The 26,375-nt window shown below is 53.8% G+C and carries 23 protein-coding genes; 4 read left to right on the forward strand and 19 right to left on the reverse strand.

Features of this window, described 5'->3' with window-relative positions; translation table 11 throughout:
• The first annotated feature begins 6 nt into the window (after positions 1-6).
• Positions 7-753, forward strand: coding sequence for a sulfite exporter TauE/SafE family protein (locus Q0844_RS17970; protein ID WP_299047727.1), 747 nt, complete (start codon positions 7-9; stop codon positions 751-753).
• Positions 754-760: 7 nt separating this feature from the next.
• On the opposite strand, the gene Q0844_RS17975 is transcribed toward Q0844_RS17970, so the two are convergent.
• From Q0844_RS17975 to Q0844_RS17985, 3 genes are all read right to left on the reverse strand, one after another.
• Positions 761-1,504, reverse strand: coding sequence for a sulfite exporter TauE/SafE family protein (locus Q0844_RS17975; RefSeq protein ID WP_299047730.1), 744 nt, complete (start codon positions 1,502-1,504; stop codon positions 761-763).
• Positions 1,501-2,403, reverse strand: a complete 903-nt coding sequence (locus tag Q0844_RS17980; RefSeq protein WP_299047731.1) for a LysR family transcriptional regulator — start codon at positions 2,401-2,403, stop codon at positions 1,501-1,503. The genes Q0844_RS17975 and Q0844_RS17980 overlap by 4 nt, the downstream gene beginning before the upstream one ends.
• A gap of 254 nt (positions 2,404-2,657) precedes the next feature.
• The gene (locus Q0844_RS17985) at positions 2,658-3,029 is read right to left on the reverse strand and encodes an XRE family transcriptional regulator (RefSeq protein WP_299047733.1); all 372 of its coding nucleotides are present in this window, start codon (positions 3,027-3,029) and stop codon (positions 2,658-2,660) included.
• A gap of 88 nt (positions 3,030-3,117) precedes the next feature.
• On the opposite strand from Q0844_RS17985, the gene Q0844_RS17990 reads away from it, so the two are divergent.
• The 3 genes from Q0844_RS17990 to Q0844_RS18000 are packed head-to-tail and all read left to right on the forward strand — an operon-like array spanning position 3,118 to position 6,469.
• Positions 3,118-4,674, forward strand: coding sequence for a recombinase family protein (locus tag Q0844_RS17990; RefSeq protein ID WP_299047735.1), 1,557 nt, complete (start codon positions 3,118-3,120; stop codon positions 4,672-4,674).
• Positions 4,674-5,573 carry a plasmid partitioning protein RepB C-terminal domain-containing protein gene (locus Q0844_RS17995; protein WP_299047737.1) on the forward strand — a complete coding sequence of 300 codons (900 nt, stop codon included), beginning with the start codon at positions 4,674-4,676 and terminating at the stop codon, positions 5,571-5,573. Before Q0844_RS17990 ends, Q0844_RS17995 begins: the two co-directional genes overlap by 1 nt.
• Entirely contained in the window at positions 5,570-6,469 is a 900-nt protein-coding gene (locus tag Q0844_RS18000) for a plasmid partitioning protein RepB C-terminal domain-containing protein (RefSeq protein ID WP_299047740.1), read from the forward strand. The genes Q0844_RS17995 and Q0844_RS18000 overlap by 4 nt, the downstream gene beginning before the upstream one ends.
• Before the next feature lie 217 nt (positions 6,470-6,686).
• On the opposite strand, the gene Q0844_RS18005 is transcribed toward Q0844_RS18000, so the two are convergent.
• The 16 genes from Q0844_RS18005 to Q0844_RS18075 form a co-directional block, all read right to left on the reverse strand.
• Entirely contained in the window at positions 6,687-7,151 is a 465-nt protein-coding gene (locus Q0844_RS18005; protein WP_299047743.1) for a hypothetical protein, read from the reverse strand.
• Positions 7,148-7,324, reverse strand: coding sequence for a type II toxin-antitoxin system prevent-host-death family antitoxin (locus Q0844_RS18010; RefSeq protein ID WP_299047746.1), 177 nt, complete (start codon positions 7,322-7,324; stop codon positions 7,148-7,150). Before Q0844_RS18010 ends, Q0844_RS18005 begins: the two co-directional genes overlap by 4 nt.
• A complete protein-coding gene (locus tag Q0844_RS18015) occupies positions 7,321-7,893 on the reverse strand; it encodes a metallophosphoesterase (protein WP_299047749.1) in 573 nt (190 codons plus the stop codon). Before Q0844_RS18015 ends, Q0844_RS18010 begins: the two co-directional genes overlap by 4 nt.
• A gap of 1 nt (position 7,894) precedes the next feature.
• Positions 7,895-9,769, reverse strand: coding sequence for a TniQ family protein (locus tag Q0844_RS18020; RefSeq protein WP_299047752.1), 1,875 nt, complete (start codon positions 9,767-9,769; stop codon positions 7,895-7,897).
• The gene (locus Q0844_RS18025; protein WP_299047754.1) at positions 9,769-10,779 is read right to left on the reverse strand and encodes a TniB family NTP-binding protein; all 1,011 of its coding nucleotides are present in this window, start codon (positions 10,777-10,779) and stop codon (positions 9,769-9,771) included. Before Q0844_RS18025 ends, Q0844_RS18020 begins: the two co-directional genes overlap by 1 nt.
• Complete coding sequence (locus Q0844_RS18030) at positions 10,779-12,929, reverse strand: Mu transposase C-terminal domain-containing protein (protein WP_299047756.1); 2,151 nt, start codon at positions 12,927-12,929, stop codon at positions 10,779-10,781. Before Q0844_RS18030 ends, Q0844_RS18025 begins: the two co-directional genes overlap by 1 nt.
• A complete protein-coding gene (locus tag Q0844_RS18035; protein WP_299047758.1) occupies positions 12,923-13,621 on the reverse strand; it encodes a TnsA endonuclease N-terminal domain-containing protein in 699 nt (232 codons plus the stop codon). The genes Q0844_RS18030 and Q0844_RS18035 overlap by 7 nt, the downstream gene beginning before the upstream one ends.
• A 342-nt stretch (positions 13,622-13,963) precedes the next feature.
• Positions 13,964-14,206: a helix-turn-helix domain-containing protein gene (locus Q0844_RS20925; protein ID WP_366523034.1), complete on the reverse strand. Its 243-nt coding sequence runs from the start codon at positions 14,204-14,206 to the stop codon at positions 13,964-13,966.
• An 805-nt stretch (positions 14,207-15,011) separates the two neighbouring features.
• On the reverse strand, positions 15,012-15,740 hold the full coding sequence (locus Q0844_RS18040; protein ID WP_299047760.1) for a hypothetical protein: 729 nt from the start codon (positions 15,738-15,740) through the stop codon (positions 15,012-15,014).
• A gap of 182 nt (positions 15,741-15,922) precedes the next feature.
• Positions 15,923-17,752 (reverse strand): ATP-binding protein, encoded by a 1,830-nt coding sequence (locus Q0844_RS18045; protein ID WP_299047762.1) that lies wholly within the window; start codon positions 17,750-17,752, stop codon positions 15,923-15,925.
• Positions 17,736-19,391 carry a DEAD/DEAH box helicase gene (locus tag Q0844_RS18050; RefSeq protein WP_299047765.1) on the reverse strand — a complete coding sequence of 552 codons (1,656 nt, stop codon included), beginning with the start codon at positions 19,389-19,391 and terminating at the stop codon, positions 17,736-17,738. The genes Q0844_RS18045 and Q0844_RS18050 overlap by 17 nt, the downstream gene beginning before the upstream one ends.
• An 8-nt stretch (positions 19,392-19,399) precedes the next feature.
• On the reverse strand, positions 19,400-20,662 hold the full coding sequence (locus Q0844_RS18055; protein WP_299047767.1) for a DGQHR domain-containing protein: 1,263 nt from the start codon (positions 20,660-20,662) through the stop codon (positions 19,400-19,402).
• A complete protein-coding gene (locus tag Q0844_RS18060) occupies positions 20,659-21,180 on the reverse strand; it encodes a hypothetical protein (protein WP_299047769.1) in 522 nt (173 codons plus the stop codon). Before Q0844_RS18060 ends, Q0844_RS18055 begins: the two co-directional genes overlap by 4 nt.
• A gap of 84 nt (positions 21,181-21,264) precedes the next feature.
• On the reverse strand, positions 21,265-22,098 hold the full coding sequence (locus Q0844_RS18065) for a phosphoadenosine phosphosulfate reductase family protein (RefSeq protein ID WP_299047773.1): 834 nt from the start codon (positions 22,096-22,098) through the stop codon (positions 21,265-21,267).
• On the reverse strand, positions 22,095-25,385 hold the full coding sequence (locus tag Q0844_RS18070; protein ID WP_299047775.1) for a hypothetical protein: 3,291 nt from the start codon (positions 25,383-25,385) through the stop codon (positions 22,095-22,097). Before Q0844_RS18070 ends, Q0844_RS18065 begins: the two co-directional genes overlap by 4 nt.
• Positions 25,382-26,314 (reverse strand): DUF4007 family protein, encoded by a 933-nt coding sequence (locus tag Q0844_RS18075; protein ID WP_299047777.1) that lies wholly within the window; start codon positions 26,312-26,314, stop codon positions 25,382-25,384. The genes Q0844_RS18070 and Q0844_RS18075 overlap by 4 nt, the downstream gene beginning before the upstream one ends.
• Positions 26,315-26,375 lie beyond the last annotated feature (61 nt).

Here is a 26,375-nt window from a genome sequence, read left to right on the forward strand (position 1 = left end):
ACGTTCATGCCCGATCTGTCCCTGATTGCATTTGCAAGCGCCGTTCTGTTGCTGGCGGGAACGGTAAAGGGGTTCATCGGGTTGGGCATGCCGACCGTTGCGCTGACACTGTTGACGCTTCAGCTTGACGCGCGATCCGCGGTTTCACTGGTCGTGATCCCCATGTTGCTCAGCAATCTCTGGCAGTTCTGGCGCGGACCGGACATGGCCGGATGCGTGCGGCGGCATTGGCGCTACGCGGCCATCCTGATCCTGTTTGTGGCGGCAACGGTCTGGTTCAGCCAATCCGCACCCGACAGGTTTCTGCGCGCCGTTCTTGGCAGTTTTGTGCTGGTGTTCTGCTATTTCAGCTGGCGCAACATGGTACCCCGGATCCCCGACCGCCGCGTGCGCCTGTTCGAGGGGATCAGCGCGGTGACCGCCGGGCTGGTCGGCGGATTGACGGCCGCCTGGGCGCCGCCCTTGGCAATGTACCTGACCGGCCTTCGACTGGACCGGGACGCCTTTGTTCAGGCACTGGGCTTCCTGATCACAGCGGGTAGCGTTTCAATCTTTGTGATGTACATCGCCGTCGGGCACAGCACTGGCCCGGATCTGGCAATCTCGGCCTTTCTGTTCCTCCCCGCGCTGATCGGCTTTTCAGCAGGAGAGGCCTTGCGGCACCGGACCGAGCCAGAGCAGTTCAAGACGTACTTCCTCGCGGCGTTTTCGCTGCTGGGCGCCAATCTGCTTTTTGGCACGATCTTCGGATAGCGCCCGGTTACGTCAATTCGGTCAGCAGAATTCCAATCCCCATGACCAGCGTCAACAGGATCAGCAACCGGCGAAATCCGGTGTCGCTGAGGCGGCGAAACACCATGACACCCACCTGCGCCGCAACCAACCCACACGGGATCGTCACCGCCAGCGCAGTGACCGCAGTGCCATCATAGGCCCCCCTGAAGAACAACAGCGTCACGGTGGTGATCAGCATGATCATGTTGAAGGGCTGCAAGACGGCGCGCGTTTCCGTCTTGGTCCACGGCCGGATCGACAACCACATGGACGGCAGCGCACCCGACACACCCGCAGTGCCACCCAGCACGCCACCTGCAAAGCCGACGACGGCATCGACAATGGGTGTCGGGCGCGAAAAGGACGGCAACGCGGCCCGAAACCCGAAATACCCGCCATACAGGATCAAAAACACCGCAATCCCGATGCGCAGCGTCCCGCTGTCGACACGGTCCAGCAAGATCAGGCCCAGGGGCACACCGATCAGACCCGGAACGATGAACCGCAACAGACGATCCGGGCGGGCAAAGATGGAAGCACGCACAATCCACATCCCCTGCACGCCAACCAGTACGGACATCAGGGCGACGATGGCCACGGACGTGGTTGGCGGCAGCACCACCAGGTAAAACCCCAACGCAAACAGCGCGGTGCCGGTGCCGGACAGCCCGTTGATAAACCCGCCGGCCGCAGCCCCGATGGCAAGATAGGCAATGACGTCCGCCGTCATGGTCGACCCGCGCGCGCGCCTGCGCGTGCCGTTGCAATGACGCTGGCAAAGGCGTCAAACAACTCGTCCATGGCACGCGCTTTGATGTGATCTTCGGGATAGGCCAGACCAATCACACGGGTGGGCCGGTCCGGGCCAAGCGACAGGTGCTTGACCGGTGCGCGTTCCAGCGGTTGCACGGTCAGATCGGGCACAATGGATACACCCAGATTGGCGTGGACCATGCTGGAAATCGCCTCGGGACTGTCCAGTTCCATCGTCTCGGTGACGCGGATCCTCTTGGACAGAATCCAATTGTCAATCAGCGTGCCCAGAACCGCACTTCGATTGAACCGGATGTAAGGCCGCGTCCGCAACAGAACCAGCGGATCGTCGACGGAGTCCTCATGCGCCGCAATCAGGTGCATGGGCTCTTCGGCCAGGGGACGGAACACAAGGCCCTCGGGCATCAGATGGGGTTTCGTGATCAGGGCGGCATCCAGGTTGCCCCGCTCGATCTCGGCCAGGGACACACCTGTCAGCGCCGGGCGAATATGCAACCCGACCGCCGGGAACCGCCCCTTGAAAACCGCGACGGCCTGCGGCGTCAAACCCGTCAGTGTCGTACCCAATGCGCCCAGCTTCAGCACACCGCTCAGACCGCCATCCGCCAAGACGGACGGCACCAGATTGTCGTAATCCGCCAACAGCGCCCGGGCTCTGGCCACAACCTCGTGCGCCACAGGGGTCAATTCGGGGGTGCGCGTGGATCGGTTGAACAGGGTCAGGCCCAGATCCGCTTCCAGCGTCTGCATTTGCTGACTGACAGCGGCATGGGTGACATGGACGGCGGATGCCGCCGCGCTGAATGTCTTGTTGTCGGCCACCGCAACAAGGGTGCGCAACAGGCGAATGGTCATGGCACCCCTGCGTTTCGAAAGCGGGCCTTTCAAAACTATGCGCGATCATGACGGGCATGCAATCCCTGCTTACAGCGCCGAAATTGGTGCCAAGGAGACATACGTTCTTGTGAAATGTCATTAGATCTTTCCTTTTGCAGGATACTATCTCATTGATTTCACACAAGTCTGCAATCTAGCTATGACAGAAGTTTTTCCTTTTTCGACAGAGCTTTCTTCCTCTGCTGGAAAGGTTGTGAACTCGTAAGAATTGGCTATTTGGTATCTTGTGACCCACACAGAAGATCGAGCTTTTCAAGGACGTCGGCCAGTTCATCTCTTGCGGCATTGATACGTTCCATCGTCATGGCCTCCGGCCTTCCAGAAAGTCCTAAGACCACATTCAGTACTGTGTCGGAATGCCTCATCAGTTCGATCAGATGCTCGGCCGTTGGTCCGTACGAACCGGATATCCAGTTCTTCGCTGTGCGTTCGCTCGCGCCGGTCCACCGCATGGTTGCTTTTGCTGCCTGACCAGCACCGCCAAGTTCTTGAGACAGCGCAGCGCTGATTGCTTTTCGGTATTCTGACGCAGAAACACGCCCTTCGCATTCTCGATGAAACGAGTTGCCCTTTTTATGCAACATGTTTCCGCCCCTCTCTCGTTAAGATTGAGAAAGGAATCGCAAAGATCCCGTGCAGGTTTGCGAATTTGGATGATGGAGGGCCGCAGCATTGAGTTGGCCAGATGCTGATCAAGAAGAAGAAAATCGCCGCAAAGCTGCGCAATATGTCCGCATGTCGACTGAGCATCAGCGCTACTCGACAGCAAACCAAGTGGATGCAATCCAGCGATACGCCGATGAGCGCGGCTATCAGATCATCAAGACCTATTCAGATGCGGGAAAGAGCGGTCTGCGCATTCAAGGCCGCGCAGGACTTACACAATTGATCTACGATATTGAAAACGGCAACGCCGACTTCAAGACAGTTCTCGTCTACGACGTCAGCCGCTGGGGTCGTTTCCAAGACGCCGACGAAAGCGCCTACTATGAGTATGCCTGCAAGCGCGCGGGCATTTCAGTCGAATACTACGCCGAACAGTTCGAAAACGACGGCAGTACGATGTCAACTGTCGTCAAAGGCCTGAAGCGCGCGATGGCTGGTGAATACAGCAGAGAGCTGTCGCAAAAGGTTTTCGCAGGTCAGTCCCGCCTGATTGAACTGGGTTTCCGGCAAGGTGGCGCACCCGGATTTGGCCTAAGGCGCATGCTGATTGATGAAGCAGGCAACGCGAAAGGCGTTCTGTCCCGCGGCGAACATAAGAGTATTCAGACTGATCGTGTGACGCTCGTGCCAGGGCCGGAAAACGAGATCGCGGTTGTAAATCAGATTTTCAAGGAATTCGTCCAAGATGGCCGATCAGAAGCTGAAATCGCCGCCGACCTCAATGCACGCGGGATCAAAACTGATCTGAATCGGAGTTGGTCGCCCGCTGTCGTGCGCCAAATCCTCACCAACGAAAAATACATCGGCAACAACATCTGGAACCGCAACTCCTTCAAACTGAAGAAGCGTCATGTCCGCAATGACCCCAGCAATTGGGTGCGCGCCGTCGGTGCCTTTGAAGCCATTGTCAGTGCAGACCTTTTCGAGGCTGCGAGCGCGCTTATCGGCGCTCGTTCGCAACGGATGTCTGACGCGGAAATGCTTGAAGGTCTGAAAGAGACGCTGGAGCAACACGGGTTTCTCTCCGGCTTCGTGATTAACGAAGCCGCTGGCCTGCCGTCGAGTGGCGCTTATCAAAGCCGGTTTGGCAGCCTGCTGCGGGCCTACAGTCTTGTCGGTTTTAAACCAGATCGGGACTATCGCTACATTGAAATCAACAAACGCCTGCGGGGCGTCCATGCTGATATCGTAAGTGATGTTGTCGCCGGCGTTGACGCGGTCGGTGGAACAGCTGATCGAGATGCGCAAACTGACCTCATAACCATCAATGACGAGTTCACAGTGTCTATTGTCATTGCGCGCTGCATGCAGACCGGCGCTGGTGCGTTTCGATGGAACATTCGCCTCGATACCGGGCGCTTGCCCGATATGACGATTGTCGTCCGGATGGGGCAAATGAGTGAGCTGCCACTGGATTACTACTTGCTGCCGACCTTCGACATGACGCAATCCAAGTTGCGCCTGTCGGAGAACAATGGCCTGTCGCTTGATGCATTCCGTTTCGATGACCTGTCGCATTTCTTCGCGATGGCGGCGCGCGCACCGCTTCTGGAGGTGGCTTGATGAGCGATACCGATCTCAAACAGACGGTACTTGTTCCGATCGATGCGATCACCGTCGTGAATCCAAGGGTTCGCAATCAAAAGGTTTTCGAAGAGATCAAGGCCAATATCGCTGAACTTGGGCTCAAGCGACCGATCACAGTTGCGGTGCGCGAAACTGAAGATGGGGACGAACCAAACTATGAGTTGGTGTGCGGTCAGGGGCGTATGGAGGCGCTCAAAGCGCTCGGCAAATCGGAGATCCCAGCGATTGTCATCAATGCTAGTAGTGAAGACTGTCTGGTGATGAGCCTCGTGGAAAACCTGGCCCGCCGTCACCACCACTCACTTGATTTACTGAGAGACATTAGGCGGCTGAAAGAAGGAGGTTACTCGGTCCGGGAGATCGCAGCCAAAACACAGCTTTCCACCAAATATGTGCATGGCGTCATCAAGCTTTTGGAAAGCCATGAACATCGCCTGTTGCGCGCAGTCGAAAGTGGAAGGATCCCGGTCAGTGTTGCGGTCGATATCGCCGATGCGGACGACGTAGAAGTACAGTCGGTTCTCAGGCAGGCTTATGAGAAAAAGCTTCTGCGAGGCGGAAGCCTGTTGAGGGCCAAGCGCCTCGTTGAGGCGCGCCAAAAGCACGGGAAAGGGCGGGCGTCTTCGGATGGCCGTTCACGGAAAAGCATGTCGGTTGAGAGTATATTGAAGACCTATGAGAACGATGTCGAAAAGAAGAAAATGCTCCTCCGCAAGGCGCATGCCACGCGCAGCGAAATGCTCTTTCTCCTGCAATCGCTCAAAACACTGATGGCCGACGAGAACTTCGTCACGCTGCTGCGTGCTGAAGGATTGGCCAGCCTACCAAAGACAATTGCTGATCGGCTTTCGCATGCTGAAAGTGCGCCGACATGACCACGAGCTCAGTTGAAAAAGAGGTCGTCGCTGCCTTTGAACGAGAGCTACTGACGGTTCGCTTTGATCAGATCGCGCCACTTTATATTGTCACCCCGCAAAAGAAGGCGAGCACCAAGTACAAACAGATCGCCGCGTCCGTCCACGAAATCGGTCTTGTCGAACCCGTCGTCGTGGCACCGGACAAACATGAGCCGAACCAATACACATTGCTGGATGGTCACCTGCGCCTGGAGGTGCTGAAAGATCATGGCCATGCCAAGACGCAATGCTTGATTTCGACCGACGACGAAGCCTTCACATACAACAAACGGATCAATCGCCTTGCCACCATTCAGGAGCACAAAATGATCTTACGGGCGCTGTCCTTGGGCGTCCCCGAAGAGCGCCTAGCCAGTGCGCTGAACGTCAATATCAAGACCATCAAAGACAAACGGCGACTGCTCGACGGTATCTGCGACGAAGCCGCAGAGCTTCTGAAAGACAAGCAGGTTGCCCTGACCAGCTTTCAAATTCTTAAGAAGATGAAACCCATGCGCCAGATCGAAGCGGCACAATTGATGGTAGCCATGAACAAATTCACCATCAACTACGCCCGATCTCTTTTGGCAGCGACACCGGAAAACCTGCTGGTGTCGGCTGCAACGCCGAAGAATATCAAAGGGATTTCGCGTGAGCAGCTGGACCTGATGGAACGCGAGTCCGCCAACTTGGAACGAGAGGTTCGGCTTGTCGAAGACAGTTACGGTGCGGACCATCTCGATCTGGTTCTGGCACGCGGATACATCTCAAAACTGATGAGCAGCGAGCGAGTGGCGCGATATCTGTCGATGCATCACCAAGAATTTTTGCCCGCATTTGAGAAGATCACCGAAACGGAGGCCTTCGCATCCTGACGGCCTTTTTTCGAACAGGACGACTTGGGGACCCGGACCCATGAAGCGCGGGGACCGCAGGAGAAGCCGCACTGTGGGGCGGATCAAGTGCGGTGATGGGAATGGCGGCGAACCCGTCGGGGCCCATCATGCCGGGCCATATGCCCGGCAACGACTTCGCTATCATAAAATGGCCAGACCGGCTTTGTGTAAACGCTCTGCTTTCTAGAGGGAGGATTCATGGCGAATATTTTTGCCCCATCTCAATGAAACGTCTTGAGAAGTTCCGCCAACCCTTAAGGTCGACCAACAGATCAACAACTGTCCGTCTATCGTCTCCGTTTCTTGCCAACCAGAATTCGTAGAACGGCAATGCTCCGATGTCTTTGCGACGAACAAACCTATGATCAACCACCTCGATCCCGAAATACGTCCGTCCCAGTTCATCATCCTCACGGTCAAACCATAGCACTTGTGGTGGACTTGGCATGTTGCGATGTCGTCCCGTTTCGATGAACAGCTTGCTGAACTCCTCCCAATCGCTGAGACGAACAAGCCATTCACCTGTAGCTGCGTCTTTCGTTTGAGCAGATCTGATGGAACTTTCAGACCAGAAATCTGCAAATGGCAGTAATGCGATATCGGCAGGGCGTACGCCTTTGGCGCCGACGATCTCGAGACCAAAATATGTGTGCTCGATCATGTCGCATCCCGAAGCTCATCGAATAGTAATTCGTAATGCTGCACCGACATCAGAACAAAAGCAGGCTTTCCGTATCGTGAGATTGCGATCGGATGCTCTTGAGCCAGCTTCAGAAGTGCCTTCGTCCTGCGACGAAGGGTGGTAATGGTGGCAACACGTGCTGATTTGTTCATGGCGTCGGGTCCTTCGCATCGCGTTCGACATCCGCCCAATGTTTGTTCAGCGGCAGTGATCTTGCGCGTTCAGCAATCTCTTCGAAGCGCACCGGAAAGAAATCCCAGACGTCAACGCCAACATTGATGCTGTTTCGCGAGCCTCGCCAGTTGTTGTGTACATGGCCAAATAGTTGCAGGGCCTGCCTGCGAGCGTGGTTCCACGTGATCATCGGATAATGGCACAGCGTGTGTGCTTGGTTATGCGGCCCATCGCGAACTTCAGCCAGATGAGCGATGCTGTCCCAAGGTAGCGCTAGGGTTGGCTCAAGGTCATGGTTACCGACAATGAGGTGTTTCCGTACGCCTGGTAGCTCTTTGAAGATGCCTTCCACATAGCTCGGATTTCGTGCTTTTGGACCGAAGGCAAAGTCACCTACGATCCAAAGGTCGTCGTCAGATCCCACTTTGGACCAGAGGTTTTGGAGCAGCGTGTTGTCCATCTCCTCGGCGCTTTCGAATGGGCGCTTGCAAAACGAAATGACATTCTCGTGGCCGAAGTGCGGATCGGCAGTGTACCAATTTGTCATTTTAGCTGCTCCTCACTGATGGGAAGGCCTCTGTGACCCAGCCCCCACTCTCGATGACACCGCGCAAAAGGCACCGCTCATAAATTTTGCTGAATCTCGGGGCCAACTTTATCGGATCGATCTTCAGCTTTTCCAATTTTGACGAGACGTGCTTTGCCTGCGTGCCAATCTGATGCGCCAGGATGCCCAGTGTTACAAACCGATCCAGAAAGGCGGTGTAGGAAGCTTCAGGCACGATCGACATTGGTCGGCGGGAACGCGGATGCCGGGTCTTTTCAGCCTGAATGAACCCGCGATTTACAAGGTATGTAACCGTCGGGTCGTTCACACGAAGCAATCGTTTGAGCTCTTGCTTTGTGTAACCATGCAAAGGTTCCGCTTCAAACAGATCAAGCATTTCCTCGAGATCGACTAGAAGTCCGGCGAAGCCAGGAACGCCCTTTTTGCGTCCAAGCCATGTGAATCCGCCATCCAGAATGCGCGGGAGGACCTCTTCCATGGTAAGTTTGGCTTTATTGCAGGCAAGGCCAAATGCCATCTGCGAGCCCACTGGTTTTTCAACCAGCTCAGCTTGGCCTAGCACACGGTCCAGAACATCATCGAGATGATCCGGTTGATAGAGGCCCTTCAGACCTTCGAAATCAGCAACGGGTGAAATGATCCCCGATTTGCGCAATCGATCAAATGTCGACCTGCTGATGTTCAATCTTCTGGCCGCCTCAAGACGGTCAACAACCCCAATAACGTTTCGGATCTTCGCTTCACTGGCTTCAGCGTCAAAATATCCGATCTCTTGAGTGTTAAGTCCGTTCGTGCGCTTACCATTGGCAAAGCCGTAGCCCCAAAGAAAGTTTTTCAGGCGGAGTGGGTTGATATCAAATGTATTCTTTATGGTTGCAAAGGAATGCAGATAGCGCTTTGGGCACGGCTCACCCAGGACAAGTTCACCTTTCGCAATCGGATAGTTCTGGAAAACGAACTCGCGATAGATATGACGGATCTGCTCATACCGCGCGTCATACGCCATGCGCTCAAGCCATCGTGCGAAGTTGCCGAAGTCGGTGTAGTGACCTGCATTGATGTTTTGCGAGCGATTTTGAACCTGCTTCAGAGCAGAACGAATTCCGTCATGTCCGGTAAGTAGGATGTCAAAGCCTTGTGCCCCGGCCTTTGCAAGCTCATTGTCAGTTGCCCTCGAGAAGGCAGATTTTGGGCCGTACGTGTAGACCAGCCCTAACATTTCGGCGGTTTTGGTGATGATTTCGAATGGTAAATCATCTAGCCAGCTCGCTGAGCTTAGGCCGTCCAATCTGTCGATTTGATAGCGTTCAAATGCGGAGGCTTCACGTCGACTGGTACGTCGTGAGGCGTCTTCGATCAGCGCCCAATGATCTCTGATACGTCCAAAGGTATCATGAATACTCCGAGGAAAGTCTGCAGTCGGCAAGGCAACCAGCGGGACACCATGATCTGCGCAAGTTCGGATTGATGCCACATGCCAATACACTCTCGTGTATGGGCCAAAGCGGCCAAACTTGCGTTCATCGTTCAGGAGGCATTGTGGGCAAACGCGTAGATTGCCGCGCTCAAACTGTCGGTGGGATAGAACTTGGCCTGCGATGTTCAGAGACTTTCTGCCATCTTTGTCTACGACAAGGCAGCAAGCATACCTGTCGATTTGTGCGCGTCGGACGCCCGTCAGTTCTGAGACCAAATCGACGTCTTCGGTGTCGCCTTTGATGAGGCCTTTCCAGTTTATCCGCATGTCTTGTGAGAAATCTTGGGCGTACAGGCTGCCATTGAAGGCGGCGACGTTGGCCACGAGCGACGTAACAGTCTGAGCTGGGCGAAGAGGAAGTGTGAGACCAAGCTGCATTATGCTGCCCTCCGACGTTTTCGCGCATTTGGCATCAGAACGTCCGGCTCCTCCTCTTCGACTTCCGCAAGAAGTTTGCGTGCATCGACGGCGCGGAAGTCTTCGGAGATGAAGGGATTAAGATCATCGACACAACCAGACCGACGCCGAAACGCCGCTATGAAATTGTCCAAGCCAACCGACGTATCATCAGCGAGCAACGCCTCTTCGATGGCGGCAATGATGATCTCAATGACAAGCCCAAGTTCGCCTGCTCCGGCATGGATCAAACGCTTTGTAAATTCAGAATTGTACGTTCCATCAGCCATCGGAAGCTTCGCGGCGTCCAGGTAATTGGCGATGATTTCCATCAGCATGTTGCCATGCGTCGTAAAGCTGATGGGTGCGAGATGAATCGGAACGAAGCGCCGAGACAGCTGCGGGTCAAGGTGAAGAAGGTCCTTTAGCGCCGGCATTCCGCTCAGAATCAAACCGGTTGGCCACGATGGATTTTGCATCAACGATTTTAGCGTGTTGACGACCGATTGCACCTCGCGCTCGTTGCGGTTGATGTGCAGATCCTGCGCCTCATCAAGATGCAAGAACAGGGTCTCTCGCTCTCTTAGGTGGTTTTGCAGAAGCTCCCAAATGATCCCAGAAGTGCGATCCCTGCGAATTGGATAACCAATGGCATTCAGGCAAGACATTCCGACATGTTTCAGAGTTGCCGGGGACGGAACGGCTAGGCTGATGACCTCAGCCTTGGTCTTGTTTGGTTCTAAACGCTCAAGATCTCCGTGACGGTTGAACAAGTGGGTCATCGCGGTCGACTTGCCAGAGCCTGAGTTGCCAATCAAAACAATGCCACGCGCCTTGCTCGAGCGCCCGGCTGCTAGCTCCGCGCGTCGTCGATAAAGCAATAGATCGAATTGATCTTGTAGATCCGAGAAAGGTGTGTGGGGGACAAACTTGGCGCAAAGGTCTGAGATAATTTGGCCGGTTGCGAGTGCTTTTTGCTTCTTCAAGGTCATTACTTGTCCTCCAACTTCCAGGTGGGCTTGGTGATTGGCTGAGGCGTTTCAGTGGGATCTGCATCCGTCTCCATAGAAGGCCTTTGGGGCGGCTCTGTGGGTTCCAGTGCAGTCCCGGTATCAAAGCGCGTTCCCATCATGTCAGGAGTTTCATCGAGAGACCCGATCTCTGGGCGAGGCTTGAAAGTTGTCCCATGGAACGGGTCTTTCTGCAGCCTTAGGACTTGCTCCTTGGTGAGATCATGAGGGCCAATGCCAGCCCGCAAGGCGGCTTTTTGGCAGATGGCATCAATGTTCTTGAGTGCGCGGTCCCTGAGGTCGCTGCTGAGCTCGCTCTCGGCTTTGTTGTGCGCCTTGATTTCACGAAACTCTTTGACCCAACTGCTCATATGGACGCCGTCGAGGTCGCAGTCCAAAGCATCGGCACTGACCCAAGTATCCCCGATCAAAATCGAGATCGCCCCAATGTCATGTGGATCGACCTTGATGCGCATCTGCCGTTTTGCGGATGCATGCCAAAATGCCTGAAGTTCTGGGCAGGTATAGTAGTTGCCAAAGACGTCGATGCCGCGTTTTGAAAGCTTGCGCTGCATTTCCACACCGACAGCGGATCTCACCGTGTGCCGGTCTGGCGGGGCATTGATGAAGTATTTTTCTTGAACTTCGGCCCAACAGTTCGCCGGCGTCTTAAAGTTCAGGCCGGTGTGCTGGTTATGGTGATAGAAGTCGACGAAGAAGATCGTCAGGATGCGTGCCAGCTCGTCATCGTCCAGAACCGCGCGACCTTCCGAGTCGTAGTCGCCTCTAGCGCTCGGTTTGTGAAACGCACGTCCGTACAGCCGTGTCAGAAGTTTAGAGTTGATCGTGCCGAAGACGCGTTCGATTTCGGCGCGCAGCTCTGGAATCTTGACTGGTGGAAAGAAAATGGTTCCGCCGAGCGCGGTCACAGCTGAAATGAACTCGTCGCTTGCAAACGCTGATCCAGTATCGCATGCGACCATGCCCAAGCCGCCGTGAAAGGACCAAAGCGACTCTGCGCCCATTGCCTTTGCAATATCCGTCTTGTCGCGGACAACCATCCGAAGCAGCTTGACCGCTTCTTCGGCGCTAGGTTTCTCGGCAACTCGAATACCTAATATGACGCGCGTGCGTGTATCGATGGCTGCGCAGATCCACCTACGTCCGCGTGGTAAGTTTTCCCTGACGAGCTTGGGCAGGTGGTCGTAAATGCCCAGGTTGGTAAAATACGTAAAGAGATCGACTTCGCATTCGTCGAACATGATCTCATCCATGGCGAACTGCCTGGGCCTTCCGCCGGCCGACAGTGCGAACTCCTTTCGCGCCGCATCTGCCCCGTGAAAGATGGCATAGAGCTCCGCTTGGTTCATCGCGGCAATCCGGCGTTCGATTGTGCGTTGCGACGGAACACCCAGAGCACCAATGCCTTCGAGCGCACGTTCCTCATTTAGTTCCATGAGCCGGTCAATGACCTGTCGCGCAATCTCTGCTTTGTTGTCCATCTCGCGAGATGCAATCGCCCGAACCAACTGCATAACAGCTGCTTCGGTCTCTTCATTGAATTTGGAGCCGATCTTTGTAGCGCGGAACCAACCGGGCGACAGGCTGAGCAGGTTGTACCCAAAACGCCTCAGGGTCGCGAATTTTGTGCGAATGGTTTTGCTACACGGGAGCTTACGGACGCGCATGTCTGTAAAGCCTTTGATATCGACGCCGATATTGTGCCTTTGCGCTTCGATCTCATTCATCTTTTCCTGAAGGGCGGCCTTCGCCATGGTTATGCTGGCGTCGGTCAATGAGATTTCGCCCGCGTCGTACATGGCTTTCACAGCCATGCAGATGATAAAGTACCAAATGGTTTTCTTACGAGCGGATTCTGATAGGTGATCCAGCGTTAAAGCTGGCATAGACGACGCCAGCTTTGTTTGGGTCAGATCGTAGTAGTCCCGGTCGTATCGCCATTGAGATGACTTCCGAAACTCCGTCAGTTGTTCATATGTGAAATGTTCAACTTGGCCGTTCTCGCCTTCCCTAAGCCAACTGGTCGTTGTCGCATCTTGCCCTAGAAATCTGTAGTGCGGAGGTTTCCCGATGAGGGCACGATCATTTGTAGTGAAATGAGGCTTCAGCATGATGGCACCCCCCGCTTTACGAGCGTCGGATAGTCAATGAGCCCGACCCTGATTTGGCGCAGGTCACCCCGAAAGACAGCTCGAACGACGGCGCGGTATGCTCGGCCAGCCATCGCTGTCCGCTTCACAAGTTGTTCGACCGTTATCGTGCCATCGAGTTTCGCTATTTCCGATGCGACAGCGGCATCAGCAACCGGATCATCTGTCTTTGAGAGCTGCTGGAAGCGTGCTGCATTCACAGCATCGTGTCGCTGAAACCCCGCATCAGTGAACAGTCGAACCTCATTCGCGAAGGGTTTGGGTGTCTGAGACGCAATGAGAGCAACTTCGCGATCAAAGTTTCGTCTCTGAACGAGTTCAAGCGGTTTAACAGCCCAAGCTGTCTTTGAACCATCCGTCCATGTGACGAGAAAATCGAAGAAGTGCTGAGCACGCTTCCCGTTTTTATCGACATACGGCATCGCTGGTGGTTGCTCCCATATGTCGAAGACATTGCCCTTTGATAGGATCAGCTGGATGAACATCAGTTCTAGCTGGCTCTCGAAAACGATGCGGCGCCACCACTGCTCGGAAGCGAGCCATACCGGGATGAACCCCCGGCAGCTGGTCCGAGATCGCATGGCAACCTTGCGGGTTGAGAGGCTAGGGAGGGGTTCGCGGTAGCCTGTGTCGGTCATAAGAGGGTGCATCATGGCCGTGCCTCCTCGAGATACGAGGACAGACGGAGGTATTCTTGGATTTCGTGATCTGCCAGAATCGGTTCCGGCAATACCGTCGGCTCAAGCAGCCGTTGAAGGTCGCGAATGTATGTTTCCTGCGTTGAGCGCAGGACTCGTGGTTCTGTAAACATGGAGTTCCCAGTTCAGCTTTGTTTGTGAAAAGAAATGCCCTGCGCGGACCGCAAAACGGCCGCGAAAAGCTTGACTTCTGACGCTAGAAATGGGATCAAATCCTAGAAGAAGGATGGATTTGATCTGTTCTAGAGGGCCCGGATGTTGACGCATCTGGGTCTTCGTCATTTTTGGGTTTTGATCTTAGGATCTGTGTTTCAGCGGATTACCCTCCTCATCGTATCTTTCAGGAAATAGTGCTTGAGGTGTCGTGCCGAGGCTCTTCGCAAGCTCGGCCTGTATAGCGTGGCTGAAGAAACGGCCTTGGCTACAACCTGTAGCCCCAGACCGGCTTCGCTCGGCGCGCGACGCAACGTCTGAAAAACTGACCCCGAGCTTCAGAAGTTCGATCCTGATTTGCGCATGCCTATCCAAATCAATGGCCAAGACGTAGAAATCCTTTTTCGTTTCCCGCTATGAGTCGAGCGTTGCCGATGGGCAGACCTTGCGGCCGAATTCGGCGCAATTCTTGCGCTAAACAAGTTCAGCTGGCAAGCTGCATTATTTTCTAAGCCACTGAATGTTATATGTTTATCTGGGGCGAACGCCGGGAATTGCTTGTGCCGGCTGCGGATCTAATCACGTTCTAAACCGGTATACATATACACAACGACTTCAGCGTGAGAACCTTCAGGGGCGAGGAATTGCCAACCTGTGATGGCGAGATGTGTTGATGTATATGTTTAAGTCAGCAGAAATTCTAAATGTGATCACACTTCGTATTGCTCCCAGATTGCGTCAGAGTGGCCCCTATTTTTCTCTCAAGACTAAGGGCAATTTTCTTGACTTCTCTCAACGTTAGGGCGGCAATATATGGGTTTTTGGGTGCCATTGGTTTCAATTGACGCCAAAACAAACCTGCACCACGCATGGATTGGTACCTGATTCGCTATGAGCTACGGCTGCATATTTCCGGTGAACAACCGCGCAAAGATTGGTGCGTAGGCGCAATCCTACTAGGCTTGCCGCGGTCGAGTGTTGTTTGCCATATTAAGATAGCGAGAAGCGTAGACACACTAGCTATTGCAGCGCTGCTCGCCTTAAGGACAAGCGGGCTCCAAAGGGCGGATTAGCGACCTTCGAGAAAATAGCAAATGTTCTCATGAACTCTGGAGGTACTACGCGACGGTCTTGGCTTGCATAATCGTGGGCTAAGCTCGTGGCGAAATTCAAAACATCAGGCTTCGATGCGTTAGAACGACTTTCCCTTCAAGAGGACTTCCTGGTTTGTTTCCACTCTGAATTCATCGGGATAGAGACCGCTCAACCAGCGTTTTAGAAGTTGCCAACGTCGCTCGACGTCGGTCTCGGTCACGCCACACTCTTCCACGAGCAGTTTGTGTGCTGCGAGATCGGTGAGACCTTTCTCTGACAGGTGATCCAGCTCGAAGTAGATCTGGGTATTCTTGAAGGTTGCCCGAACCGCTTTTTCAAATCCGGGCTGGTTTAGCCCCGGCGGCAGGCCGAGTGCCTTTAAGTCCGACACGGCTGACGCAAGTGCGCTTGCTGGCATTTGGTCTTCATCTCCAGAGTAGGCTTCCCACAATCCTGTCCACCTCGGGCACTCAGGCACCCATACGACGTCAGCTTGGGTTTCCTGCTCAATTTCTGTCCTTGGAATTGGAGTTCCCAGATCTCGTAGCCGTGCGGATTCAGCTTCTAGCGCGTCACGCATCTCGGAAGTTGCTTCAATACAATGATCCAATAATTCATCCCACCATGCATCTAACCCGTGCTCAGCGGCATTAAGCTCGACGAGCAATTCGACATTTGACGGGGTACGCCAACCTAACGCTGTTTGGGAGAGATTGGCAGAACCGACCAAACACGACTGATCCGCCGCGAAGAACTTTGCATGCAAGTGAGTGTGAATCAAAAACTTCGCGCCATATCGCTGACGCAGAAGGTCGAACACCTCCAAGTCACAAACACCTGCTGCGATATCCTCTGGCCGCATACGGGCAACACAAGTCACTGGGACTCCGTCAGGTATCGCGAGAAGTGCCCGTTCTAAAGCATAAGCTTTGACGAACGGCGCAGCGATCCGAACGCGTTCTTGCGCGTCGCAAAGGAGTGTTAGCAGGCGATCGCCGATCCTCAAGTCTATCCCTCATCTTCTTCGCGCAAGAACACTTTGGTCATTTTCCCCCATTCCTGGCGCATTTCCATGAGGTCGTCGTGCTTTTGGGTTTCTTCCAATTCGTAACGTGCCCAAGCGGCAAAGAGGAGCTTCAAGGTGTCAGATGCGCGATGCACACGATCAATTAGGTCCGCATCCGTATCGTCTTCAGTATCCGGATCAAGCGCCTCGAGGAGCTGTTCGTAGATCGGATGGTTTGTGTTGAAAGTGATCTTTGTCAGGTCGCCGAATTGCTTTGTCGAAAAGAAGTGATGCCCATCCAGATGCCCGGTCGAAAACTGCACCTTTCGTTCTCTGCTTACGATTGCGTCGACGATGTTCTTTGCATCTTCAGATGAGTAGTGGTCATTCTCGGTCAGGTCGTTTTGAAGATTGTCTTTATCGTCTTCCGTGAAACCGGCTTCGTCAGTTGGGGCAGCATGTCCCGTCTTGGCACGTTCGCGGAACTTGTCAGAAGCTTGGTCCTCTACATCAGGATCGTCGTGTCGTTTCTGGGTGCTGCGTTTCCCCTTTGTTTGGCCTTTGATCCGTCGGCGAATTTCATCCAGTTGCTCTTGGATGTACTCGGAAATGTCGATCAGCAATCCGCGTGGATCGCCATTGGCTAAAATCCTCTCCCTGAACGCAGACTTCTTCTCCCCAGGCTCAGCTTCTTCCTCCCAGTCAAACTGGGCCATGGCAGCAAACGTGTTGGCGTGTTGCTTGTTGTTCGTAACGCCAAACATCTCATCTAGAGCTGATGGAAATTCCACCTCAACTCCCCACCAACGTTCTCTCGGGTCGTAGCCGATCGTCCAAGCCTTATCGAGTTCCAGCTCGCGCCGTTCTCGCACAACGGACACGCCGACGTTCTTCGCAGCGTGTTTCCCGTATGAAGTTGACCCGCGATCACCGGTTGAACCACGCAAGACCGTTTCATCCTTTGCCCAGCTGATGCGGACTGAAACGATATGCTCCTTGCCGTCCAAGGTGATGGTGAAGTTTTGATCTCCTTCACCCCAGGTCTGGAACATTGGCAGATTATCAAAGGGTGCCGGAGTTGAAGACTCTTGAGTGAGATAGAGCGGGTCATTGACGCGTGTGTCGGCGTCGAAGGTCGTTTCGCCCTCATTGTAGGCAGCCAATCGAATAGTGAGATCGCCTGCCTCAATGAACTTTCGGTACATTCGGCCGATCAGGTTTTCTGTATTTTCTAAGGTGGCCTTCGCACCGCGCCACTGCAGGCGATGATCATCAAAATTGGTCCACAGGACGAGGGTTCCGGTTGTCCCAAAGAGTTCTGAGCGTTCGCGCCATTCAGATGGAACTGCTTTCTCAATCGGTTTCGGGACCGCCTTCAATCCGCCGGCCTCGATTTCGTCGACATCAAGGTAGGTCCACATCGCATTGTTGGGACCTGCCTGCCATGACCAGACTTCCAGGCGTCTGCACTGAGAGATCGAGGAGTTTGGCAAGCCCATGCCGAACCGACCGATCCCTTTGCGGTCCTTTAGGTGCGTCCCGTTCCCAAATTGCAGAGCAATCCGCAGCGTTTCGGGCGTCATGCCCTCGCCATTGTCAAGCACCGCGATCTGCTCGATCCTCCGGCTCTTACGCTGATTGACCTGCTTCATGACTTCGACACATATAACGTCCACTTGGCTGGCATCGGCCTGGACAGAATTGTCTATGAGTTCCGCGAGAGCGTAGTCGGTGTTGCGATATCCGCTGTCCCGCATTGCCCTGACAGCGAGTTCTGGCGGAATGATCTCCGCATGAATAACAGTCTCAGGGTCTTCAGATTGCTGGTTCATCCCAAACATCCTCCCAGTTCGAAAAAGCCTCTGTCACCGATCCGAAGCCGGGAAGGCTTGGGTCAGTAACAGTGATAATCTCAGCTTCTTCATTCCCTCCAGCCCGGACACCGCGTGTCGCTCGTCCGACCATCTGGCTATAAAGAACAAGTGAGCGTGTCGGCCGCGCAATGATTGCGCAGCTTGTGCGTGGCGCATCAAAACCCGTTGTCAGAACCCCGAAATTCAACATTACAATTTTCTTGTTCGAGTTTGACTTGTAGCGACGAATGCGGCGATCACGCTCGGAGCTTTCAGTCTCCCCAGACACAAACACTGCTTCAACATCTTTGACAGTGAGCATTGCTTGCAGAAGCCTGGCATTCTCGACGGAGGGCGCAAAAACAATGATCCGGTCATGTCTATTTGTAGCGTCTAAGATTGTGGCTAGAACCGCTTCGGTCCTTGCAGCATCCAGACCAATTTTTTCGAGAAGCTCGGCTGACAAGTCTGGATCGTCGTTCAGTGACACTTCGTCAGACTTCTCAAGTTGAACGGATGACGGTGCCTCAAGCTGATGAAAAACGGGCCGTGCGAGGTATTTCTCACTCATCAAGAACGACACTGGATCATCATACCCTTCGACCTCCAGCAGTACTTTCTGCCCATCAAAGAAATCAGAGAGACGCTTGTCCTCCTCAATCTCTGACCAACTGCGGCCCGGTGTTGCGGTTAGACCGAGAAGCGCATTTTGTGGCCGCTTGGAGTAAAGCGCTTGCAACACATTTGCATATGTCGGCGCGATGGCTTGGTGCGCTTCATCAATAACGATCAGCGAAGCGCGATCCGCAATCGTCAAAAAGGTCGTGGCATCTCTTGAGTCCAAGCTCGCCATCTTGGCGAGACCCGCCACAAGAACGCCGTCGCGTAGTTCTTCAAGCGAGGCGCGTCTGTTTCCCCAAAACCGCACGAGTTGCACGGACCGATCTCCGAGAGGTTGCCATGCTTTCTCAAACTCTTCGGCGGCCTGGTCCAAGAGTTCTCGGTTTTGTGCCAACCAAACGACAACCGTTGGTCCATACTCGCGCAGATGTCGTGAAACGAGATGCATCGCCGTTCTTGTCTTACCGGCCCCTGTGGGCATGTGAAGAACGGTTTTGCGAGGCGCTCTTGACAGCGCGTCGGCGACTTGCCGTGCTGCTACACGCTGGTGATCAAAAAGTCCGTACGTGGCAACGGCGTCAAAAGAGGTTGGACTAGTTGCTTTAGGAGCTCTTGGGTCCTCGACGATCCCGAAGAAGTCAAAGAGAACCTCCAGGTTTGAGTGTTGGATAGACTTTCCAATCGCGTCGTATGGGCTGCGTTCAGCCTCTACTCCCAGCTTCACACAGAGTTCGCGTGCCTTGGCCAACGGCAAGAGCCTTATCAGCTTTGCTCTTGTAGAAGAATCCTGAAGCGCTTCTGCGGGGTCAATCGTAGCAAGCGCAATTCTATTGGCTTCTGATGTTTCCAACAGACCTGGAGACATGCGTTCGATCAGGTCTCTCGCTGATTTCGGGAGAAGCGCACTGACTGACTTTGGCTTTGCCGACGACAGCACGTCCGTAACTGAAATTCCTGGAGCACTTTGCGACAAGCTATCGGCCTCGATCGTTACCACCCATCAGTTCAGATGACCTGCTTCGGCAAGTCAATCTCCTCAACACCGAGCGCCTTCGAATAACGCTCGGTCAGGTGTTTCTCGGAATAAGATGAACAACCGACCATGTAGCATAGGACCTCCCGTAAGGTCACTTTATGCGCATTCAAAATCGTTTGGGTGCTGGTGTCCCACATCAAGCCAGAAAACGGTTCGGCGCTCAATGTTCGTGGTAGCTTTGACGCGATTTGGACGGCTTCAGACAAAGAATGGTCCTTCGAGAGTTTTGCGATAATCTCAACGAATATCTGGATTCCGATAGGCCGGAACAACGCGCTGCCCCCGTGACTGCCTCGATACTTCCTAACCACCGCCTCCGTATCCTTGGCGCGGAAAAACTCGTCAATCTCTTCAAAGTTTTTTCCGAGTGTAGAAAAGAACTTCTTTGAGAACTCGAAGAATTCATCGAGCCTATCATCACTTGGCCTGAAGTTTTTTAGGGTTGGGGATGTCTCTTTCACAGGCGAGGGAATCTTGGTGAAAACAGTCTTTAGAACGTCGTATAGGTTGCCAATCGTTGTAAGACTCTCAAAGTTGCTACTCGGCAGATTATTGTTTGCGACGAAAGCTATGCGGCTTTGCCCAAAGTTCTTGGTTGTTTCAATAAGCCGGCGCGCGCAAATGGCCATCACATCGTCCTCATCCAGAGCTATGATATCGCCTTTCGAGACCGGTTTTGCTGTCTTGTTTAGGGTGGTGAAGAGGCGCCTGGTACGCTCGTGCCCTTTCGAACTTTGCTTGTGAGCTACAAAGATGACTGACAACTCATCGACCGGATCTTGGTTTAGTCCGTCACGAATGGCTTTCTTAATTCCCGCCAACCTGTGCTGACCATCGATAGCAAAGAGCTTTTCATCGCCTCTTAGTGTCAGGAAACCGACCGAGGCAACCGCCTCTTCTGACAACTCCACTTCATCTAAGGAATTGTCAGAAGCACTGACCCCCGCGACCGCGTACCAATTTGGTTGACCATCGTAAGTTGCAATAACCAGAGAGTTGAAGAACCGTTCTGGCTGCTCGTGAATGTATCGAGCGATTTCTTTGCTTCTGGTCGACTTCAAACGTCTTTGGATCATATCTGACAGCTGCTTGTTCTTGTGAACTTCGTTAGCGTAGGAAACCCGCTGCCCGACTTCAGACATTTTCATCAAAGCGGAGTAATATACCCAATCACCCATTATTCCCCGAAGAGCAGGAAGAGCGATCTTCTGACTTTTTGGTGCCTTGCTCATTGGAACGCGCTCCTCTTTTGCTTTAACTCAATGTCGAGGTCTCCTTGCGAAAACGGCGGCAAAAGAGCGTTGTTCAGTGCCTTTTCGATGGCTTCGAGGGTGTCTGAATCAACGTCGTCGTCAACCGCCGCGAAGTAGAAACACAGTACAGAATGCCAGGTCCCGATCATTCTTGCTATCTTCGGGCGCTTTTTGACGGATCTTGCGTTCAGATAATCGCGATATCGAGCGCGCAGATGTCTGTCGGACTTCCGCCCCGCAATACCTATATACATGACGTAGTTATGCGGCGGCAAAATCCCGTTCTTGTTGCAAGCAACAAATGCATAAACACCTCTCCGATCATTTGGAATGTCATCAATCTGGTCAGGGCCGTAAGGGATCTGCGACCAGCAGAGTCCGTCAATGCCAAACTCTTCTGACACCATTCGTTCTGGTGAAAGGTTGAAACGCACTTCGAACTTGGCAATCTCTTTTGTTGCGTCATCTGCGAAGTCTTCAAGGGACTTTAGATCCAACTACTCTGCCTCTTCTTAGGCTCACATTTGGTGCGATAACTAATTTAACAAAAATGCCTTGGGTACAAATGCAATCACGCGACTTCACTTATGACAGGTTAAACATGCCTTTGCGGCTCCGCCATAGATATCATCCAGATCTATCTCTGTTTCTGGACGTAGTGGATTAGATTGCATCCGGGACTTGGCTCTCGCCAACCGCTTTTGATGTTCGTCTCTAATCTGCATTTGCCGCGCCGGCTGCTCTAAATCGGTCAAAGACTCGCCCTGGCTCCATGTGAACGGCGAACCATGCTCCAGCGCGGTTTTCTCGTAGCGCTTGGCTTCTTCAAAAGCTTCCGGATGCTCTTCCTTAAGCCGGACCCACTCGATCTTCTGCTGAAAGAAACAGAACGTGCATCCGCTCCTGCTGCGCCAATTGTAGTATTCGGGAAGGCCTAGCCCGGAACCTTCAAGGATCTCGATGACCCCAGGCTTGTCAATGTTCGCGTCCTTGAAAGGTAACCGTACGAACAACTTTTCTTTTTTCGACTGATATCCTTCACGGTACTCTTCGTCACTGCGAATGGCGACGTAAGAAACTACTGTATCACCGGCTTCCAAGAACTCGCGAACCCATTTCTCGAACGGCCGAAGCTTCAGCTGCCGCGTACACCACCGGGATTGCGCGGATGGGAGATAGCTTTTGTAGCTCTTCAACCAAAAATCGAAGTCACGATCTGGGTTGAGACGCTGGATCGGCTTGCCGAGATACCCCTCTAAGCGGGTCAGATATTCATATACCTCGGGCAGTTCTTTCCCGGTGTCAGTAAAGAAGTAGTCGATGTCGATCTCAGGGTGGCGTTGGCGCATGAAGATTGCGAGCGCAGCACTATCGCGCCCACCCGACAGACCCAAGACATGGCGTGTTTGGCTCATGCACGTTCTCCAACGCGGCTTTTGTCGTTCGCATTGAGATACTTGGACGTCACTTCGATAAGTGCGGCCAAGATAACCTCACGACGCTGCTGGTCTGCTTCGCTGAGTGCCCGATCCAAGTTTTTGGCAAGTGTCTCTACGTCACCCCAATCAACATCGGCGACCTGGATCTCCTCGAAGAGCGAATGAGGCATGTCTTCTTTGCCCATGACAACAGCCATTGCGTGGCGACCATCCTTCCGACCCTTCACCCGGGCCATGGTTTCGGTCTTCAAGAAGTCAGTCGCCAACTCCGTTAGACCGACGGCAGCCCGTTCGCGGTCACTGTCATTCCAATCTCGCGGAAGCTTATTGATGGCGACGCCCGCCAAGCCTTCCATGTCCTCGCGGGTTCCATGAAACTGCGTCAACCTACCGACAAACGCCTCAAGACGCAGATCTCCTCCAATATGCCGAATGTTGTCAGCGCGATCACGAAGTGCCTGATATGACTCTTCGGATTGACTGCGCGCGTCGAGCTCCCGCAGCATCAAGTCCTTTAGATCATCAAGGATCTTCGGGTAGGCAGCTCTCATTTCAGCGAGCGCGTCTCGGAGCAACACCGCAGTTGCGTTTGGATCGAAGCTACCATCGGCACGGGGTTCTGTCAGTTTTGGCAGATCATCAAACAGGAGCTTGTTTGGATCACTCGCGCGCTTGAGAATTTCGCGAACCTTCAGCGTTTTGGGAGACAACGACTGGGTTCGAGATGTCCAAGGGACCAGTGCGTCAAATTCACCGATTATGGTTCGCGCGACAATGAGTGGTTGTACTTCGCCCTTAATCTTCAGAAGGCTGCCCAAAGTCTTCAGCGTCTCCCCAACAAAACCCTGCATCTCCACGCGTCGCAGCTGAATATCTTTGCTATCTCTTGCAAGAAATTCCACGCAAAGTTCATTGAAACTGGCCTGAAAGACACCTTCCCCGTAGACGGCCACGCGATCTCGGCGCGAAAACACATAGGCTGTCAAAAACACCGGCCCGAGCCCATTTTTCAAGCCAATCGGAGCTTCGCCCCACGCACGAATGATCTCGTCGGCGCCGACTGTGCCCTTCCGAGACGCCAATAGATCGTCAGCACATCGCCAAAGCGGTGCCAGTGTGCTTTCTGGAGTTGGCGGGAGATACGTTCCGTCACGGTGAACCCCAGACTCCTTCAGCAAGGAGATGTACAGGCCACGCTCGGCGGGGTAATTCTTTCCACCGAAACCAAGGTCGTCCTCCATACCTCGCATTGCCATGCGCTTCATAAGCTTTGTGCGTGCGCTCACAGCATTCGAAGATGGGTCTGAGCAGTTCAGCAGCTCATTGCGGATCAGCGGGGCATCAGGATAGATGCGATCTGCGAGATCGGACAGTTGTTCGTTCAGGCGACGTTTGGTCAGCTTATGTGGCTTGCCATTTGCGACATACCAATCGCACTCATTGATTAGGCTATGCAGGAACGCCTCAATGCGTTGGCGAACATCCGAAGATCGGGCATCGATTTCTTTGCGTGCAACAGGGTCGCCTTGCAGTTCAGGAAACCTTCTTTCAAGAGCATTGAGACCCTCAAGCTCGCGAGCGAGGTCGAGCAGTTTCGACGCCTCAGAGTGGTGACCGACGATTTGTGGAAATTCGGGATGGGCTTTCGCTGCGCGCGTGCATCTGTCGCGTGTTTCTTTTTGACCCTCACCGGCCATGGGTAGAGCAAAGACGACGCGTCCAATGATATCTTGCACGATTTTCGGCAGTTTTACGTCATCCAGTGCTTCGACAGGTTCGATCACCATTTCAAACCAGCGCATGGCACCAGTCTCTTCGTGATGCCGCTTGGCAAGCATCGGCTGCAAGTCTGCAAGCGCTCGGACCAGATCGACGTCGAGTTCTCTCGTTTCGGACAAGACTTCTTCGAGGCGAGCTTCGACGTCGAAGTCTGATCCCGCATAAAGGACGTAGCTGCCTACGTGTTTTCTAAAAACGATCTCCGACTGTTCTTCAAGGCGGGCCAGCGCGGTCTCAACGTCAACACGACGAGTTTGGTTGAGCGCAAGCGCTAGGGTGTCGAGATCAGACACAAGCCCTGATCGCTCTTTGAGTAGCTCGAAGATTGCTATCGTCTTCAAAACGGCTTGTTCCGTTTCGCCTGCGCTCCGAGCAATGCATCGCTCCAAAACATCATGTGCTAAGGCCCACCGGCGTGCGTCAGCAGACGACAGGATCGCAGCTTCGAAATTTGATTGAAGGTAGTCCCACAACAAATGAGGAGGGTAGTAATCAGCGGCCAAATCTCTTGCGAGCGCATCCTGCAGACCAAAGGGTTCTGCCGAGCTCAAGAATGAAAACACACTCCGTTGGTTTTGCCCAAACCGCCTCCGAGAGAGTGGGCCTACAAGGCATGCGGTCAAAGGATGCAGCGGCGCAGTCCGAGCGAGTTTGCCGGCCATCCGCTTCGCTTCTGTTTTCTTCCGCAATGGCCGCAACTGAGCAACACATTCTTCTGCCAGAGGCAGGGCTTTTCGGACAGCGCGTTCGTGACCTAAAGCTTCCCCTATGAGTTCTACGGTTTCTTCAAGAGACACGGATATCGATATATCGACGAACCGACCTTGAATCTTTGCCCAGGAATCTCTGGCTTTGCGTCCGAGGCGTTCCGCATATTCTTCAAACGCTTGGTGCAAAACGCCAAGGAAAATGAACCGTCCTTGGCTTCGAGCTGCGAGTTCGGCAATGTCTTGAAGAAGATGCAAGTCGCCGTCTCCTTCGGCGGCAGCTTCGAGCCCACGCCCCAGCTCATCCATGATGAGAAAGAGACATCGGTTCTTGGTTCTGGCTTCGATCTCCCGCAAGATATCAGATGCGCTGGATGGTCTCGGCAGATCCAGGAGTTCCGCTAATTGGTCAGACATGGACCGCCGCTCGGTCACCAGCGGCAGCACATCCCATCGGGATGGGAAGTACGGGAGCGCGGACTTCAAAGCGTTGAAAACGTCATCTCCGAACAGATCAGCTGCCCGCTCTCTGACCGGCTTTGCTGCGCCGAACAAACACGCGAGCGCAACAGCCAAACTTGATTTGCCTCCACCATAAGGCCCTGTCCATGTGAAAGCGCCTTGTTCAGTTTCGGCCACATGCGATGCCATAAACTTTACGGCCACTTGAAAAGATGCGGGGCAATGGAAGCCATCTATTGCGGTTGCCGACGCAAAGTCTGTGTCGAGCCGAACCGACCGTCTAAACCTCGGCGTTATCGTCGCCATCTCGCTCATGTTGCAACCTGCACTCGACTGCGACTCAGGGCATCTTTCAGGACGCGGCGCTCAGTCTTCCTTGATCGATCTTTGTGGCGAATGATCTGCCGCAGCCCCGCTGTTTCGGACCAAACGAGAGACCCGTCTGAGCTCTCATCAAGCCGTTCTAGACGCTCAACAATGTCATCCTCGTCCAGAAGAAAAGCGCGCCCCGGGGAGCCAGGGGCGTAGGCGGCGTTTTCAAACGTCATCGTCGCTTGATTTGGTGAAAACTGCCCCCAAAAATCTTTGAAACAATATAAGAAGACAGAGTCCGGCAATGACGGTTTTCGGCCACGAGACAAACGCGAGCGCGTTTTGTCCATAGGCCTTATCAAACCAAGCTCCGCGAGAATGGAGTCACCCGCTTCACTCGATCCGCGTCCGCCGACGTAACTCCTGAGCAGACATTGAAGGTCGCGGTCAACTGTCGTCGGCGCCACGCGGCTCCACCCACATTCCAGAGCAAGTTTTAGCAGCTGCTCTTCGATGTCTTTTCGCACAAAGCTTCCGCCCCGGTACTCGTTGAAAAGCCAATAAGCCGACGTCAGCCTAGGGCGTGAGACTAGGTTCCAATGAATCAACCATAGAGATGCATCTTCCTCAAGGAACGGATCTGTTCCATTTTTTCCAAAGAGCAAGTCGCCAAGCCATGTTGTTACTAGGCCATCTTCAGTCTCTTCGAGCACACCTGCGGCAGTCGCCCAATATCTGATTGCACCGACCATGTTTCGCCCCACGCCAAAGCGCGCGATGGAATCCGGATCCCTGAAAACATGAACTGCGGCCTTTGCGGATGGCGCATCATTGACCGCGCGATATGCTTTCTGCAGCCACCCATATCGCAATGGGAAAGTCTCATGGCCTGAGAAGGTGGGGCGATAGCCATCGGATTTGAGGTTTTCCATGCTTGCGTGACCTGCTGGGGATGTCATCCAGTATACAAATCAGTTATACACGTTCTGGATA

It is taken from the genome of uncultured Tateyamaria sp., assembly GCF_947503465.1.
Taxonomy (GTDB): domain Bacteria; phylum Pseudomonadota; class Alphaproteobacteria; order Rhodobacterales; family Rhodobacteraceae; genus Tateyamaria.

Excerpts from the sequence above, each read along its gene's own strand:
- Q0844_RS17970 (WP_299047727.1), top strand. The coding sequence starts at position 7 with ATGCCCGATCTGTCCCTGATTGCATTTGCAAGCGCCGTTCTGTTGCTG.
- Q0844_RS17975 (WP_299047730.1), bottom strand. The coding sequence starts at position 1,504 with ATGACGGCGGACGTCATTGCCTATCTTGCCATCGGGGCTGCGGCCGGC.
- Q0844_RS17980 (WP_299047731.1), bottom strand. The coding sequence starts at position 2,403 with ATGACCATTCGCCTGTTGCGCACCCTTGTTGCGGTGGCCGACAACAAG.
- Q0844_RS17985 (WP_299047733.1), bottom strand. The coding sequence starts at position 3,029 with ATGTTGCATAAAAAGGGCAACTCGTTTCATCGAGAATGCGAAGGGCGT.
- Q0844_RS17995 (WP_299047737.1), top strand. The coding sequence starts at position 4,674 with ATGAGCGATACCGATCTCAAACAGACGGTACTTGTTCCGATCGATGCG.
- Q0844_RS18000 (WP_299047740.1), top strand. The coding sequence starts at position 5,570 with ATGACCACGAGCTCAGTTGAAAAAGAGGTCGTCGCTGCCTTTGAACGA.
- Q0844_RS18005 (WP_299047743.1), bottom strand. The coding sequence starts at position 7,151 with ATGATCGAGCACACATATTTTGGTCTCGAGATCGTCGGCGCCAAAGGC.
- Q0844_RS18010 (WP_299047746.1), bottom strand. The coding sequence starts at position 7,324 with ATGAACAAATCAGCACGTGTTGCCACCATTACCACCCTTCGTCGCAGG.
- Q0844_RS18015 (WP_299047749.1), bottom strand. The coding sequence starts at position 7,893 with ATGACAAATTGGTACACTGCCGATCCGCACTTCGGCCACGAGAATGTC.
- Q0844_RS18020 (WP_299047752.1), bottom strand. The coding sequence starts at position 9,769 with ATGCAGCTTGGTCTCACACTTCCTCTTCGCCCAGCTCAGACTGTTACG.
- Q0844_RS18025 (WP_299047754.1), bottom strand. The coding sequence starts at position 10,779 with ATGACCTTGAAGAAGCAAAAAGCACTCGCAACCGGCCAAATTATCTCA.
- Q0844_RS18030 (WP_299047756.1), bottom strand. The coding sequence starts at position 12,929 with ATGCTGAAGCCTCATTTCACTACAAATGATCGTGCCCTCATCGGGAAA.
- Q0844_RS18035 (WP_299047758.1), bottom strand. The coding sequence starts at position 13,621 with ATGATGCACCCTCTTATGACCGACACAGGCTACCGCGAACCCCTCCCT.
- Q0844_RS18045 (WP_299047762.1), bottom strand. The coding sequence starts at position 17,752 with ATGAACCAGCAATCTGAAGACCCTGAGACTGTTATTCATGCGGAGATC.
- Q0844_RS18055 (WP_299047767.1), bottom strand. The coding sequence starts at position 20,662 with ATGAGCAAGGCACCAAAAAGTCAGAAGATCGCTCTTCCTGCTCTTCGG.
- Q0844_RS18065 (WP_299047773.1), bottom strand. The coding sequence starts at position 22,098 with ATGAGCCAAACACGCCATGTCTTGGGTCTGTCGGGTGGGCGCGATAGT.
- Q0844_RS18070 (WP_299047775.1), bottom strand. The coding sequence starts at position 25,385 with ATGAGCGAGATGGCGACGATAACGCCGAGGTTTAGACGGTCGGTTCGG.
- Q0844_RS18075 (WP_299047777.1), bottom strand. The coding sequence starts at position 26,314 with ATGGAAAACCTCAAATCCGATGGCTATCGCCCCACCTTCTCAGGCCAT.